The following is a 14,839-nucleotide window of genomic DNA, read 5'->3' as shown; positions in this document are numbered from 1 at the left end:
CCCCCACCGTGGCGAGCGCCGCGGACTGCACACCCGCCCAGGTCGTGGCCAACGGCGGCTTCGAGTCCGGCAGTTCGCCCTGGACGGCGCCGAGCGGCGCGATCACCGCCGACAGCGGCCAGAGCGCGCACTCCGGCAGCACCTACGCCTGGCTCGACGGCTACGGCTCCAGCCACACCGACACCCTCTCGCAGTCCGTCACCCTCCCCGCCGGGTGCGGCACTGCGACGCTCGGCTTCTGGCTGCACGTCGACACCGCCGAGACGACCGCCGGCACGGCCTACGACAAGCTCGCCGTCAAACTCGGCTCCACCACGGTGGCCACCTACTCCAACCTGGACGCCCTGAGCGGGTACGTGCACAAGACCGTCGACGTCTCCGCCTTCGCCGGCCAGACCGCGACGCTCGCCTTCACCGGCGTCGAGGACGCCAGCCTGCAGACCAGCTTCGTGCTGGACGACGTCACCCTGGACGTCTCCGGCGGCGGGACCACCCCCCAGCCCGGCGACCCGACCCGCACCCCGGCCGCGCCGGCGTACACCGTCGACCTCACCAGCGACGCCTCCGGCGGCAGTTGGACCGGGCACGAGAGCGTGACCTTCAGCAACGCCTCGCCCACCGCGCTGAACGAGGTGTACCTGCGGCTGTGGGACAACGCCCACGGCAGCTGCCCCAGCACCCCGATCACGGTCACCAACGTGACCGGCGGCACGCCCTCCCCGCTCACGGTGAACTGCACCGCGCTCAAGATCACCCTGCCGGCCCCGCTCGCCCAGGGCCAGAGCGGCACCGTCGGCTTCGACCTCGGCATCACCGTGCCGAGCGGCGCGGACCGCTTCGGCCACGACGGCGCGTACAACTTCCTCGGCAACGCCCTGCCCGTCCTGGCGATACGGGACGCGGCCGGCTGGCACCTCGACCCGTACACCAACAACGGCGAGTCCTTCTACTCGATGGCCTCGGACTTCACCGTCACCCTGGACCACCCGACCGGCCTGCTGGTGCCCGCGACCGGCACCTCGGTGGACACCCCCGGCACGACCGGCCGGACCGTCACCAAGGCGACCGCGAGCAAGGTGCGCGACTTCGCCTGGGGCGCCGGACCGTTCACCCGGATCTCCGGCACCTCGGCGGCCGGGGTGAAGGTCAACGTCTACTCGGTGGCGGGGATCAGCGCGGCCGACTCCAAGTCGATGCTCTCCACCGCGACCTCGGCGGTCGACGCCCACGCCCAGCGCTTCGGCGCCTACCCGTACGGCGAACTGGACGCGGTGATCGACAACAACTTCTGGTTCGGCGGCATGGAGTACCCGGGATTCGTCCTCGACCTGGTCAGCACCACGGCGCTCACCCACGAGATCGGCCACCAGTGGTGGTACGGCATCGTCGGCGACGACGAGTACAACGCCCCCTGGCTGGACGAGGCCTTCACCGACTACGCCACCGACCTCGCCCTCGGCAAGACCGGCAACGGCTGCTGGAACAGCGTCTCCTGGGCCTCCTCGGCGGAGAGGATCACCAACTCGATGGCGTACTGGGACGCCAACTCCTCGCGCTACTCCACGGTCGTCTACGGCTACGGCAAGTGCGCCCTGCACGACCTGCGCCGGACGATCGGCGACACCGCGATGACCACGCTGCTGCGGAACTACGCGCAGGCGCACTGGAACGGCGTCTCCACCACCGCGGAGTTCAAGGCCGCGGCCCAGGCCGCCACCACCGTGGACCTGACCTCCTTCTGGAGCCAGCACCGCATCGACGGCTGAGCCCGGGCAGCCCGTGGCGCCGCCCCCGGCTCCGGCCGGGGGCGGCGCCCGTCGGCGTCCTGTCGCGTTCCTGTTCGCGTCCACTTCGCGTCCACTTCGCGTCCCCCGGCGGCCCCTTGACGGCGCCGGGGGCCGGGAGGACGCTGTACGTGTACGACATAAGCGTGTGCCGTACACGGACAGTCGAAAGCACACGACCAAGAGTCGCGAGGCTCCCGGCGCTGACCCGACCGCTGGAGCGATCATGTCGACCAACCACTACGTGGCGCTGCCGGACAGCTCCCGCGTTCCGCTCGACGGAGCGCGAGTCATCGGACCGGCCGACCCACGGGCACCCCTGACCGTCACCGTCTACCTGCGGCGCGACCCCGACGCGCCCCCGCGGCCGGACCTGTACGAGCTGGCGCTCCAGCCGCCGACCCGCCGGACCGTCCCCACCGACGACGAGTACGCCGCCGTCCACCGCTGGCGCGACACCGACCTGAAGGCCGTCGAGACCTTCGCCGCCGAGCACCGCCTCGCCGTCTCCAACGAGAACCCGCTGGCCCGCAGCGTCCAGCTGACCGGCACCACCGGGGACGTCGCGGACGCCTTCCGGGTCACCCTGGCCCGCTACCGCTACCAGGACGCCCGCGACAACCCCCGCGTCTACCGTGGCCGCGAGGGCGCCGTCCACGTCCCCGAGGAGCTGAGCGGCGTCGTCACCGGCGTGTTCGGCCTGGACGACCGGCCGATCGGCGCCAACCTGCTGATCCACCGGACGGACGTCAGCCTCCCGATCACGGCGAAGGCCGTACCGGCCCTGCCGACGGGCGTCTTCTTCCCGCACCAGCTCGCGAAGCCGTACACCTACCCGGCCGGTCTCGACGGCACCGGCCAGTGCATCGCCGTCCTCGCCTTCAACGGCGAGACGTCGCCCGGTGTGCCCTCCGGCGGCTACTCGCCGGACGCGTTGAGCACGTACTTCACCGCACTGGGGCTGCCCGTGCCGGACATCACCAACGTGGTGATCCAGAACGTCGGATCCCCCGGCAACGACCCGGGCCCGGGCGACGCCACCGCGGACCCGTTCGACAGCACCGACGAGATCATGCTCGACCTCGCGGTGGTCGGCTCCCTCGCACCCGGGGCGAAGATCGTCGTCTACTTCAGCAAGTTCACCGAACAGGGCTGGACCGATCTGATCAACCAGATCGCGACCGACACCGTCAACCGGCCCACGGTGATCTCCAGCAGCTACGGCAACACCGAGGACGGGGGCCCGCGTTGGACCCCCGCGGGCGTCGCCAACGTCGACGGCGTCTTCATCAACGCCGGTACCAAGGACATCAGCATCTGCTGCGCCTCGGGCGACGACGGCTCCCGGGACGTCCACTTCGGCGAGCGAGCCCACGCCGACTTCCCCGCGTCCAGCCCGCACGTGCTCGGCGTCGGCGGCACCCACCTGGTGGTCCAGGGCGGCGCGGTCGACAAGGAGATCGTCTGGGACGACGGACCGGGCGCGCGGACCGGGGGCGGCATCAGCAGGATGTTCCCGGTGCCCCCGTACCAGGTCGGCCTCACGATGCCGGTCGCCGCCAACCCGCCGCACGTGCAGGGCCGGGGTGTGCCCGACGTGGCCGCGGTCGCCTCCCGGAACACCGGCGTGGTCGTCCCGAACGTGGACGGCGTGCACGTCGACCTGGTCGGCGGCACCAGCGCGTCGGCCCCGATGTGGGCCGCCCTGCTGGCCCGGATCAACCAGGGGCTCGGCCACCGGGTCGGCTTCCTCAACCCGCTGCTGTACGCGCACTTCGCGACCGGCGTCCTGCGGGACATCACCGTCGGCAGCAACGGGGCGTACCCCTCCGGGCCCGGCTGGGACCCGTGCACCGGCCTCGGCAGCCCGGGCGGCCAGCGGCTGCTGGACGGCCTCAAGGCCCTGTGAACCCCGTCGGTCCGACACCGGCCGGTGCGGGACGCGCTGCGGCGCCCCGCACCGGCGCGGCTGCGTCGGCCGTCAAGCCGTCAAGCCGTCAGGCCGTCAAGCCGTCAAGCCGTCAGGCCGTCAGGCCGTCAAGCCGTCGGCCGCCGGCCGTCAGCCCAGGGCGAGGGCGCGGAGGCGGTCGGCCGCGCCGTTGAAGTAGTTCTGGTCACCGGGGAAGGAGCCGGAGTCGGCGAACTGCCAGAAGGTCTGGTACCCCCAGCCGTTCGGCAGGGTGCCCACGGAGGAGGCGTAGCGGGCTATCCAGAGCGGGTTGGTGGTGCCGAAGCCGCCGTTGTTGCCGGTGCACTGGGTCCACCAGTTGGTGGTGGTGTAGATGGTGGGGTAGCGGCCGGTGCGGGAGTGCACGGTGTTGCTGAAGTCCCGGATCCAGCTGACCATGGCGCTCTGGCTTAGGCCGTAGCAGGTGGCGCCGTAGGGGTTGTACTCGATGTCCAGCGCGGGCGGCAGGGTCTTGCCGTCGGCGGACCAGCCGCCGCCGTGGCTGACGAAGTAGTTGGCCTGGGTGGCGCCGGAGGAGGCGTTCGGCAGCGCGAAGTGGTAGGCGCCGCGGACCAGCCCGGCGTTGTAGGAGCCGTTGTACTGCTGGGCGAAGGACGGGTTGGTGTAGCCGGTGCCCTCGGTGGCCTTGACGTAGGCGAACCTGGCGCCGTTGGCGGCCACCGAGGACCAGTTGACGTTGCCCTGGTAGCTGGAGACGTCCAGCCCCGGGGTCTGGGTGGCGGCGAGGGAGGCGAACGGGGCGGCGGCGCCGCGGCCCTCGCGGGCGGCGACGGTGGAGCCGGCGAAGTCCTGCTCGGGGTGGAAGCCGGGGCGGCCTTCGGCGACGGGGGCGACAGGGGCGGGTTCGGCCGCGTACGCGGGGGCGGCCACGCCGGCGACCAGGGCGGTCGCGGCGGCGAGGGCGGCGAGGGCGGGCAGACGGCGGCGGGCCGGTCTGTCGGTGCCGGTGGTGCGGGCGGAGCGGGAAGAGCGGGGCATGGGCACTCCTCTGGTCCGAGCATGGGGAGGGTCGAAATGACCCGGTTCGGCCGGGGCCTGACCGGCCGTACCGCAGAGTAGCCATGTACCTGGCACCGCCACCAGGCATCTTTTTTCACATAGTGAACGCACGTCAGATGTGCCGGAACATCGCGACCGGCAACCGGCGTTGCCGGTTCTGCCGGTCCGGTCGGCCGGGGGCGGGGAGGGGAGCGGGCTGCGGACGGCGCCGGAGGGGCTCCGGGGCGGCTCCCGGCGCGCCCGGCGCGCTGTGGCACGATGCCCGCGGGCCGGCCACCACGGGCGGCCCCGCACGTGAGGAGAGGACCAGCCATGACCGAGACCGCCACCGATTCCGCCCGGCCCGACGGGGAGCCCGTGTTCCGGCCCGCCACGCCCGCCGACGTCCCGGCGCTGGTCGCCCTGGTCGAGTCCGCCTACCGGGGCGACTCCAGCCGGGCCGGGTGGACCACCGAGGCGGACCTGCTGGACGGCCGGCGCACCAACCCGGAGGCCGTCACGGAGGCCGTGGGCCACTCCGAGGGCCTGGTGCTGCTGGCCGAGCGGGACGGCGAGCTGCTCGCCTGCTGCCAGCTGGAACAGCGCGGCGAGCGGGCGTACTTCGGGATGTTCTCGGTGCGCCCGGGCCTCCAGGGCGGCGGGATCGGCCGGGCCGTGCTGGCCGAGGCGGAGCGGCTGGCCGTCGAGCGGTGGGGCGTCGGCGCGATGGAGATGACGGTGATCGAGCAGCGCGCCGACCTGATCGCCTGGTACGAGCGGCGCGGCTACCGGCGCACCGGGGAGTTCAGCCCGTTCCCGTACGGCGACGAGCGCTTCGGCATCCCGCTCCGGCCGGACCTCCGGTTCGCCCACCTCGTCAAGGACTTGAAGGCGGACTCCTGACGGAATGGACGTCCGTGTACGGAAGTTGACGACTGCGGCGGTGCTGGAGCCGTGACCGGTCGGGGAGTTGACGACCCCCGGAACGGCTCTGCCTCGGGGTCCGGTTCAGTTCCGCTGGACCGGATCTCCGCAGGTGACGCACGGTCAAGTCACTGAGCTGGGGCGATGCGGAGATGTCATACCTCGTTCATTATTGGTCTAGGCCAATGTGAGAAGCTGAGCGCGAACGGCCACGCTCCGTCCGCTGCCCAGGGGGGCCATTTCCGCATGCCCGTACTCCATGGCACCGCCATGCCCGCATCCGACACCGGTCCGCGCCGGACACCCGCGGAGCCGGACGACCACCGCCTGCCCAGCCCGCCCGACGACGAGGAGCTCTACTGGTACTTCGGCCCGCAGCGCCGCTGGGTGCTGCTCTGCGCCACCCTGTCCTACGCGGGAGCCACCGCCACGCTCGGCCTGTTCGCCCTCAGCAAGCCGCTGCTCTGGCCCTTCCTGGTGCTCACCGTGCTCAACGCGGCCACCTGGCTGCTCTCGCTCACCGACGGCCAGCGCGCCCGGCGCTTCACCCGCGACTCCCACGACCTGCTGCTGCGCGCCTGGAACCCCGACCGCGCCCCGAGCGTCGACCTGCTGCTGCCGACCGCAGGTGAACCACTGGCCGTCCTCGACAACGCCTACCGGCACACCGCGGCCGTCCAGTGGCCCGGCGAGCTGACCGTGCTGGTCCTCGACGACGCCGGCCGCCCCGAGGTGCGCCGACTCGCCGAGTCCTACGGCTTCCGGTACCACGCCAGGCCCGACCGGGGCCGGTTCAAGAAGGCCGGCAACCTCAACCACGGCCTGGCCGAGGGCACCGGCGAGATCGTCGCCGTCCTGGACGCCGACTTCTGCCCCCGCCCCGACTTCCTGCACCACCTGGTGCCCTACCTCGACAACCCCGAGGTCGGCATCGTGCAGAGCCCGCAGTGCTTCGACACGGACGCCGACATGTCCTGGCTCGAACGCGCCGCGGGAGCCACCCAGGAGATCTTCTACCGCTGGATCCAGCCCTCCCGGGACGCGCAGGACGGCACCGTCTGCTGCGGTACCAACGCCCTCTACCGCCGCGCCGCGCTGAAGCGGATCGGCGGCTTCGCCGAGATCGACCACAGCGAGGACCTCTACACCGGCCTCGCCCTCGCCCGCGCCGGATGGGCCACCCGCTACGTCCCCGCGCTGGTCGCCAAGGGCATGTCGCCCACCGGCCTGCCCGCCTTCATCAGCCAGCAGTACCGCTGGTGCCTCGGCTCCCTGGCCCTGGTCCGCGACCCGGACTTCCGCAAGGGGCCGCTCCCGCGGTCCGCCCGGCTCTGCTTCTGGAACGGCATCCTCGGCTACGTCACCAGCGCGGTCAACGTCTTCGCCGTGCCGCTGCCCGCCCTGATCATGCTGTTCTTCCGGCCCGAGGAGATCCAGCCCTGGCAGGTGCTGCCGTTCCTGCCGCCGATCTGGGTCGCCCTGGTGCTGCTGCCCGCGATGTCCCGCACCCGCTGGCGCTTCGAGGTCACCCGGGTCCAACTCCTCGGCGGGCTCTGCCACGTGGTCGCCATCGTGCACGCGCTGCGCCGCCGCTCCGCCGACTGGGTGCCCACCGGCGCCGTGTCCGGCGGCAGCTCGCTCGCCCGTGCCGTCGCCCGGATCGGGGTCGGCTGGCTCGGGTTCGTTGTCCTCGCGGGCGCCGCCGGACTGGTCCGGGCCGCGCTGCTGCACGGCTGGCGGCCGTACTGGGCGCTCGCCGGGCTGCTCGCACTCACCGCGTACACCATGATCCCGCTGATCCGGGAACTGCGACCGCTGCTCAACGGCACCGGCGGCGGCAAGGGAGCCGCCGTCGGCGAGGTCGCCGCGCCCGCACCGGGCCGCTCCGACCTCGGGTTCGGACGGGCCGAGGCCGTCGCCGTCACCGCCGTGCTGCTGCTGTGCGGACTGCTGGCCTCCGGCTGGGCCGACCCGCTGATCTTCTGACAGGCCGTCACATCACCTCTGTCCCAACGAGTTTCCTTGCGCGTCGCCCCACCGGCGCGGACACCGCCCGGCCGCCCCATCGGCCCGGCGGGCCCGACAAACCGCTGCCAGCCCTGCAAGGAGCACCGCCGTGTCAACGGCCGTACCATCCGCCTCAGCCTCGTCCTCCTCATCCGCCTCAGCCTCGGCCTCATCCGCCTCGGCCTCATCCGCCTCGGCCTCGTCGCCGCCGGCCGCGCCCGCCGCGACCGACACACCCACCGACCTGCTGCCCGGCGTCGTCCGGGTGGGCCGGGAACCCGCCGTCCCGCAGGGCGCCGTCGTCGCCGAGAACGGCCAGCCCCGCCGGCGCACCGCCTTCCGCCCCGACATCGAGGGGCTGCGCGGCGTCGCCGTGCTCTCCGTCCTCGCCTTCCACTCCGCCGTCCCGGGCCTGACCGGCGGCTTCGTCGGCGTCGACGTCTTCTTCGTCGTCTCCGGCTTCCTGATCACCGGCCTGCTCGTCGGCCGCCCGCTCGGCCTGTGGGACTTCGCCGCCCGCCGCGCCCGGCGCATCCTGCCCGCCGCCGCCACCGTGCTGGTCGCCACCGCCGTCGCCGGCGGCGCCCTGCTCGACCCGCTGCGCGGCACCGACCTCGCCCGCGACCTGATCGCCTCCGCCGGCCAGTTCGCCAACTGGCGCTTCGTCGGCGAGCAGACCGACTACCTGGCCGCCGAACGCGACCCCAGCCCGCTGCAGCACTTCTGGTCGCTGGGCGTGGAGAACCAGTTCTACCTGCTCTGGGGCGTGCTGCTGCTCGGCCTCGCCCGCTACCTCCACGGGCGCCGCCGCACCCTGGCGATCACCCTCGCCACGGTGGCCGTCGGCGGGGTCTCGCTCGCGCTCTGCCTGCGCTGGACGGCCACCTCCGCGCCGCTCGCCTACTTCTCCACCGGCAGCCGGCTCTGGGAGTTCGCGGCCGGCGCCTGCGCGGCGCTGGCGGGCCCGGCGCTGGCCGCCCGCGCCGAGCGGCGTCCGGTGGTGCGGACCCTGCGGGTGCTCGGTTGGCTCGGCCTCGCCGCCGTGCTCACGCCGGTGTTCCTGTACGACCGCAACACCCCCTTCCCCGGCACCGCCGCGCTGCTGCCCGTCCTCGGCACCGCCGCCGTCCTGCTCGCCGGGCACGGCACCCCCGGTGCCGCCGACGCCGGACGGCTGCTCGCCACCCGCCCGCTGCGCGCCGCCGGACGGCTCTCGTACGCCTGGTACCTCTGGCACTGGCCGGTGCTGACCATCGCCCAGGCCCGCTACGGCCCGCTGCCCTGGACCACCCTGCTCGCGCTCACCGCCGCCGCCGCGCTGCCCGCCTGGCTCACCCTGCGGCTGGTCGAACAGCCGCTGCGCTACGGCAGCAGCCCCGCCCCCCGGCGCGGGCTCGCGGTCGGCGCCAGCGCCCTGGTCATCCCGCTGATCGCCGCACTCACCCTCGGCGGCGGCACCGTGCGGGCACTCGGCGACCCCTCCGCCGGGCCCGTGGCGGCCCCCGCCGGAGCCGCCGACGGCCCGAGCCTGCTCGCCCCCGGCGCCCGGGTGCTCACCCTGACGCCGTCGCTGGCCCGGGCCCGGGAGGACTTCCCGCCCGGCAAGGGCTGCGAGATCCCGCTCAACGCCGACAGCAGCCCGCGCTGCCTCTTCGGCGCCGAGGACAGCCCCGACCGGATCGTGCTGCTCGGCGACTCCCACGCCGGCCAGTGGATCTCCGCCGGCCTCGCCCTGGCCGAGCAGCGGCACTGGGCCCTGGAGGTCCTGGTCAAGCCCGGCTGCCCGCTGGCCACCCTCACCGTGCGCAACAACGTGCTCGGCCGCACCTTCGACGAGTGCGACCGCTGGCGCGAGAACACCCTCACCCGGCTGACCTCCGGCCCCAAGCCGCGCCTGGTCCTGATGGCGGGGCTCAACCGGTACGGCAGCCAGGAGGAGCGCGCCGAGGGCTGGACCCGCACCCTGGACCGGCTCACCGCGCTCGGCGCCCCGCTCGCCTACCTCGGCGACACCCCGATGCCCGGCAAGGATATCCCGACCTGCCTGGCCGCCTCCGACGGGCGCTCGGACGCCTGCTTCTTCCCGCGCGACACGGCCTTCGAGCCCGACCCGGTGCTGGACGGCGGGCTCGCCGCCCGGTACGGGGTGCGGACCCTCGACCTCGGTCCGCTGCTCTGCCCCGGCGCCGGGCCCTCCTGCCCGGCGGTGCTGGAGGGCGTGGTGCTGTACCGGGACACCGGGCACATCACCGACACCCTGGCGCGGGTACTGGCGCCCCGGCTGGACAAGGGACTGCTGGGGACGGCGGGAGCCCCGGGCGCACCGGCCGGTTCTGCCGCGCCGACCGGATCGACCGCGCCCACCGGTCCGACCGGGTAGGCCGGCCCGACCGGTTCGGTCGTTCCGACCGGCCCGACCGGTTCGGCCGCGTCCATGGCTCCGCGGGGCCGCCCTCGGCTCAGCCGTGGATTCAGCCGTAGATGCTGTGGCAGAGCCGGGCCGACTCCGACCCGGCCGGCCAGTGGCCCGCCCGCTCGGCCTGGTCGCAGATGCTGTTCCGGCCCCCGCCCGCCCCGGTACCCGCCGGGGTGGGCGCGGCCGACTGGCCGCGGGCCGGAGCCGGAGCGTGCGGGCTGTGCCCCGGCTTGGGGCGCGCGCTCGCCGAGGCGTGCGCGGCGTCGGTCGTCGCACTGGCCCCGGCACCGGGCGCGGCCGCCGTCGTACCCGGCCCGCCCACCGCGATCACCGCGCCCGGGGTGGGCGGCGGCAGCGGGGACGGTGCCGGCACGGCCGGTGACGGGGAGACCGGCAGCAACTGCGCCGCCGGGTCCGAGGCGGAGGGCGAGGCCTCCGGCAGCGCCGCCACGCTCAGCTCGTCACCCGCCCCCGGCCCGCACATCACCAGGACGGAGGCCAGCACGGCGCCCGTCCCGACCATCGCGGCCGTCCAGGCCCTGCGTGACAGACGCCTCGGCGGCGTGGCGGTGGACCACGGCGGTAGCGGATCCGTCGGGACCGGCGGCGGCTGCCAAGCGTTCTGCGGCCACTGCCACTGCCCTCCGGTGGGCTGCCCAGTCATGTGCTCGTCCTTCCAGCGGCCCCCCTCAGAACCTTTCCGTGCTCAACGAGCGCGCCGACGCCGGGACATGACCCGGAAGAGGGGTCTGGACGGGCGTTGATTGCCACCGCGCCACATGCTGGGGGACATGGAGACCAACAGCACGTCCAAACCCCTGGTCGAAGTGGCCGAGTTCCGGACCGACAGCCGCTACCGCCTCATCCACTTCGAGGGCCACGGCTGGGAACCGCTCGCACAGGAGGAGTTCGAGCCGCGCGTCCACCAGCTCTTCCCGGACCTCGACCCGCACGACCCGCAACGGGTCCACTGGGCCGACCGCCCCTGGGAGTGGCCCGCCTGGCACCCGGGCGAAGCCTGAACGCACCGCCCGAACGCACGGCCCGAACGCACGGCCCGGGCGAGCCGGGCGGGTTCCGGGCGGTCCGGAGCAGTCCGGTATGTCCCGGCCTGAACGGATGTGGCGCGGTGCGGTGCGACCCGAACCGCTCGGTGCAGGAGTGACGGCCCCGTTCCTTCGTTACGCTGAGCGGGTGAGAGTGGATCACTTCCGGCACCGCCTGCCGGGCCGGGCCGTGGGCACCTGCTCGCCGGAGCAACTCGGTGAACTCGTGCCAAGCGACCGCGACGTCCGGTACGGCCGGCCGGCCGCCGCCGGCCTCGCCCTCGGCGTGCGGCGCACCGCCGTCCTGATGGATCTCGCGCTCACCGAGAACGGCCTGCATCCCGACCCGGCCGCCCGACTGCCCGTCTACGGCGGCGGCGGCCGGCACCAGCCGGACGGCGCACTGCCGGACGGTGCCGTGCCCGTGCTGCGCCCCGAACAGGTCGCGGCGGCCTCCGCGTTCCTGCGCGACTCGGCGCTCGGCGAACTCGTCCGCCAGCAGAACAGCGTGCTCGCCCGTACGGCCGTGCACCTCGGCTACCCGACACCGTGGTCCGAGGCCTGGGCGACGCTCGTCGTCCACGACCTGCGCGAGCTGCGGGACTTCTTCGCCCGCGCGGCCGCGGCCGGGGACGCGGTGGCCGTCCGGGAGGCGGAGTGAACACGCCCGCGGGGATCGCCGGGTACGGCGCGGCGGCCGAGCAACTCGCCGTCCAGTACGAGAGCGTGAGCTTCACCGAGGTGCACCGCGAGCTGCACCACCTGTACCCGGCCCCGCCCGCGTCCGTCCTGGACGTCGGCGCGGGCACCGGCCGCGACGCGGCCGCCCTCGCCGCCCTCGGCCACCGGGTGGTCGCGGCCGAGCCGACCCCCGAACTCCGGGCCGTCGGAGAGCGGTTGCACGCCGGCTCGGACGTGCGCTGGGTCGCCGACGCGCTGCCCGAACTGCCCGCGCTCGTCGCCGAGGGCGCGAGCTACGACCTCGTCCTGCTCACCGCCGTCTGGATGCACCTCGCCCCCGCCGAGCGCCCACCCGCGATGGCCGCCCTCACCCGCCTCCTCGCCCCCGCGGGCCGGCTCGCCCTCACCGTCCGCCACGGCCCCGTCCCGCCGGGCCGCCACATGTTCGACCTCCCGGACGAGACCACCGTCACCCTCGCCGCCGACTGCGGGCTGCGCCTCCTCCACCGCGCCACCCGCGCGGACCTGCACGGCCGGGGCGAGGTCCACTGGACGCTGCTGCTCTTCGAGCGGGAGGCGTAGCCGCTCGGTCCGGGTCGGCAGTGGCGGTGGGCAGGCGACCCCTCCTCGGTGAGGTGCGCCAACGCCTCGGGTGGCTCGGCCCCGTCCCGTCCCGTACGGCCGGCAGGTACGCCCTGGCCTGCCGGAGGTTCAGCCGCGCCCTCGCAGCGACCGCGCCGTCGGCCCGCGCGAGCGCGCGCACCTCCGCCGCCAAGGGGCCGGGCGGACGGATACCCCGGATCCGCTCCCGGTGGTCGCGGGCGTTCGCCGAGCCTCTCCGTCGTCGTGGCGACCGGCCCGGCGGGCCGTTCGCCGGTCGGCCCGGGGCGTGTTCCCCGGCGGCGGAGGAGGGCCGCTACGGCGATCGACGGTCGGCGGGGGCGTCCGTTCGACGCAGCTTCGTCCGGCGGTGGCCGGAGACCGTTGTCAGGCGGCACGGGCGACCGGTGGACGGGAGGCTCCGAGCGCCGATCCTCCGAGTACCGGGAGTGCCGTGAACGCCCTGAGACTGCTCGCCGTGCCCGCCGCCGCCCTCGCCCTGACACCGAGCGCCGCGACCGCCGCCCCCGCCGTACCGGCGGCGGCCCCCAACCCCGCGCCCGCCACCGTCACCATTTCCGGTGCGGACGGCGGATCGGCCGTCCAGGCGCACGTGGGGGACACCGTGCAGGTGGAGCTCCTCGCGCTGCGCGACTACACGGTGACCTGGTACTGGTACGCCCTGGGCACCCCGACGCCCGCCCTGCTCGCGCAGACGGCGGGCAGCGCCGAGGCCAACGGCGACTCCCACGGGACCTTCTCGGCGGCGGCCGCCGGGACGGGCGCCATCACCGCGATCGGCCGCTGTGTGCCGGACCGCGGCTCGGTCTGCCCGCCGTGGGCCATCAACTGGAAGGTCACCCTGGCGGTCTCCTGGCCGGACCCGGGACGCACCGCCGCCCCGGGCACCGGCGACGGCGCTCGGGGCGGCGGGACCATGCTCAGACCCTGGGAACGCCGCCCCACCCGAGCGGGAGGCAAGCAACCGCCCCCTGGCCGGGGATGCCGTCCGCAGCGCTGCCGCTGTAGCCGCACTTGCGCCGCCATTTCGTGTACGACCGGTGGTCGGCCTCGGTCCACTGCGGGCCGGGGCCGGAGCTGTACGCGCTGCACTCCTCCGCGACCAGGCGGCGCCCCATGGCGGTCACGAGGGGCGAGCGAGCGCGGTCGCCGCCAGCATCTCCCGGTCACCGTAGCGGCGCCGGCCACCGCCCTGCGGCCGAGTCGGCGTCTCCGGCGCCACCAACTGGATCAGCTCCCACAACTCGTCCGGGACGAGACGCTCCACGATCGTCACGAGAGCAGCCTGCAAGCCCACATGAGATGTCTTCCCGGGGCCGCGTCACGCTCGGCAGCGCCCGACAGCTTCGGTCCAGGCAGTGCAGCGAAGTCGGCCGTCTCGTCACGCACGGGTGAAGGCCCGGCACATCCGGGCAGGAGCAGGAATGCACCTGTCCAACGAACGGCTCAAGCTGATCGGTGCCAGCTGGTGACGGTACGATCCGCGGGGATGTACCGGTCCGTCGCGGCCGCCGGAAAGGAATGATGCCGTGAAGAAGTTCATACTCTTCGATCATGACGGTGTCCTGGTCGACACCGAGTTCTGGTATTTCAGATCCGCGGAACGCGCCCTGGCGGAGGCCGGTTTCACGCTGGACAAGGATCAGTACCTCCGGGACATGGCCCTGGGGGCGGGCTCTTGGGTCCAGGCCAGGGCAGCCGGCATCGACGACCTGACCCTCACCCGGGTTCGCGAGGCCCGTAACGGCTACTACCAGGAGTACTTGCGGACCGAGGCCATCGAGATCGACCGCGTCGTCGACACTCTCGCCGAACTGTCGAGGTTTGCCCGGATGGCCATCGTGACGACCTCGAAGCGGGCCGACTTCGACATCATCCACGAGAAGCGTCAGATCAGGCAGTTCATGGACTTCGTCCTTGTGCGCGAGGACTACGAACTCGCCAAGCCGAACCCGGAACCGTACCTGGCCGGGCTGAAGCGCTTCGGCGCCTCCACGCAGGAGACCCTGGTCGTGGAGGATTCAGCCAGGGGACTGGCCTCGGCGGTGGCCGCCGGCATCGACTGCGCCGTCGTCCACAACGAGTTCACGAAGGCGGACGACTTTTCCCGGGCAACTTACCGGATCGACAGCCTGAGCGAATTGAAGGAAATCCTTCTCATGGAAAGCTGACGCCCCTTTGGCGCGGAGCCCGCAGCGGGTGCACCCGGGTGAGGGCCGACAGCAGGCGGACGAGTGATCGCCGTGCCTACCTGCCCCCGTGGCCCCTGCGCGGAACCGGACGGGACGTGCGCCGGACAGTGAGACGGCCGCGCATCGGCGTGGCATCGATGGCTGTTGGAGTTGTGGGTGCGTCGTGGCGCGTTGGGACTTGGGCGGGCCGCCATGCCACGCCGGCGGGAAGGTGCGCCGCA

Annotated in this window: 13 protein-coding genes and 1 pseudogene; 9 read left to right on the top strand and 5 right to left on the bottom strand. The window is 73.7% G+C overall.

What is annotated here, in order from left to right; all coding sequences use genetic code 11:
- Window positions 1-1,766 (top strand): M1 family aminopeptidase (locus ACFWJ4_RS30050; protein WP_380549337.1); only part of this gene is annotated, 1,766 nt, incomplete at its 5' end.
- Between the two features lie 244 nt (window positions 1,767-2,010).
- Window positions 2,011-3,693, top strand: coding sequence for a protease pro-enzyme activation domain-containing protein (locus tag ACFWJ4_RS30045; RefSeq protein WP_380549334.1), 1,683 nt, complete (start codon window positions 2,011-2,013; stop codon window positions 3,691-3,693).
- A 150-nt stretch (window positions 3,694-3,843) separates the two neighbouring features.
- Here the strand turns inward: ACFWJ4_RS30045 and ACFWJ4_RS30040 are convergent, their stop codons facing one another.
- Window positions 3,844-4,731, bottom strand: coding sequence for a lysozyme (locus tag ACFWJ4_RS30040; RefSeq protein ID WP_380549331.1), 888 nt, complete (start codon window positions 4,729-4,731; stop codon window positions 3,844-3,846).
- Window positions 4,732-5,064: 333 nt separating this feature from the next.
- Between ACFWJ4_RS30040 and ACFWJ4_RS30035 the strand changes: the two genes are divergently transcribed.
- From ACFWJ4_RS30035 to ACFWJ4_RS30025, 3 genes are all read left to right on the top strand, one after another.
- The gene (locus tag ACFWJ4_RS30035; RefSeq protein WP_380549328.1) at window positions 5,065-5,634 is read left to right on the top strand and encodes a GNAT family N-acetyltransferase; all 570 of its coding nucleotides are present in this window, start codon (window positions 5,065-5,067) and stop codon (window positions 5,632-5,634) included.
- Window positions 5,635-5,901: 267 nt separating this feature from the next.
- On the top strand, window positions 5,902-7,641 hold the full coding sequence (locus tag ACFWJ4_RS30030) for a glycosyltransferase (RefSeq protein ID WP_380549325.1): 1,740 nt from the start codon (window positions 5,902-5,904) through the stop codon (window positions 7,639-7,641).
- 286 nt (window positions 7,642-7,927) lie between these two features.
- Window positions 7,928-10,042, top strand: a complete 2,115-nt coding sequence (locus tag ACFWJ4_RS30025; protein WP_380549322.1) for an acyltransferase family protein — start codon at window positions 7,928-7,930, stop codon at window positions 10,040-10,042.
- A gap of 91 nt (window positions 10,043-10,133) precedes the next feature.
- Here ACFWJ4_RS30025 and ACFWJ4_RS30020 read toward each other — a convergent pair whose 3' ends face one another.
- Window positions 10,134-10,742 (bottom strand): hypothetical protein, encoded by a 609-nt coding sequence (locus ACFWJ4_RS30020; protein ID WP_380549319.1) that lies wholly within the window; start codon window positions 10,740-10,742, stop codon window positions 10,134-10,136.
- A gap of 127 nt (window positions 10,743-10,869) precedes the next feature.
- Here ACFWJ4_RS30020 and ACFWJ4_RS30015 point away from each other — a divergent pair, with 127 nt between their 5' ends.
- From ACFWJ4_RS30015 to ACFWJ4_RS30005, 3 genes are all read left to right on the top strand, one after another.
- Window positions 10,870-11,100: a hypothetical protein gene (locus tag ACFWJ4_RS30015; RefSeq protein WP_380549316.1), complete on the top strand. Its 231-nt coding sequence runs from the start codon at window positions 10,870-10,872 to the stop codon at window positions 11,098-11,100.
- Between the two features lie 172 nt (window positions 11,101-11,272).
- On the top strand, window positions 11,273-11,785 hold the full coding sequence (locus ACFWJ4_RS30010; RefSeq protein ID WP_380549313.1) for a hypothetical protein: 513 nt from the start codon (window positions 11,273-11,275) through the stop codon (window positions 11,783-11,785).
- A complete protein-coding gene (locus tag ACFWJ4_RS30005; RefSeq protein ID WP_380549310.1) occupies window positions 11,782-12,387 on the top strand; it encodes a class I SAM-dependent methyltransferase in 606 nt (201 codons plus the stop codon). The genes ACFWJ4_RS30010 and ACFWJ4_RS30005 overlap by 4 nt, the downstream gene beginning before the upstream one ends.
- Window positions 12,388-13,059: 672 nt before the next feature.
- On the opposite strand, the gene ACFWJ4_RS30000 is transcribed toward ACFWJ4_RS30005, so the two are convergent.
- The 3 genes and pseudogenes from ACFWJ4_RS30000 to ACFWJ4_RS29990 all read right to left on the bottom strand — a co-directional run bounded on the left by ACFWJ4_RS30000 (window position 13,060) and on the right by ACFWJ4_RS29990 (window position 13,702).
- The gene (locus tag ACFWJ4_RS30000; protein WP_380549307.1) at window positions 13,060-13,266 is read right to left on the bottom strand and encodes a hypothetical protein; all 207 of its coding nucleotides are present in this window, start codon (window positions 13,264-13,266) and stop codon (window positions 13,060-13,062) included.
- An 80-nt stretch (window positions 13,267-13,346) separates the two neighbouring features.
- Window positions 13,347-13,565 (bottom strand): annotated as a pseudogene (locus tag ACFWJ4_RS29995) (peptidoglycan-binding protein); the annotation flags it as partial.
- Window positions 13,550-13,702: a hypothetical protein gene (locus ACFWJ4_RS29990; protein ID WP_380549304.1), complete on the bottom strand. Its 153-nt coding sequence runs from the start codon at window positions 13,700-13,702 to the stop codon at window positions 13,550-13,552. The gene ACFWJ4_RS29990 and the pseudogene ACFWJ4_RS29995, both read right to left, overlap by 16 nt.
- Before the next feature lie 253 nt (window positions 13,703-13,955).
- On the opposite strand from ACFWJ4_RS29990, the gene ACFWJ4_RS29985 reads away from it, so the two are divergent.
- Window positions 13,956-14,597, top strand: coding sequence for an HAD family hydrolase (locus ACFWJ4_RS29985; RefSeq protein ID WP_380549301.1), 642 nt, complete (start codon window positions 13,956-13,958; stop codon window positions 14,595-14,597).
- The last annotated feature ends 242 nt before the right edge of the window (window positions 14,598-14,839 follow it).

This window comes from Kitasatospora sp. NPDC127067, assembly GCF_042724755.1.
Classification (GTDB): domain Bacteria; phylum Actinomycetota; class Actinomycetes; order Streptomycetales; family Streptomycetaceae; genus Kitasatospora; species Kitasatospora lactacystinica.
Note: the sequence above shows the minus strand (reverse complement) of the source record. Positions and strands in the feature narration are given on the sequence as shown.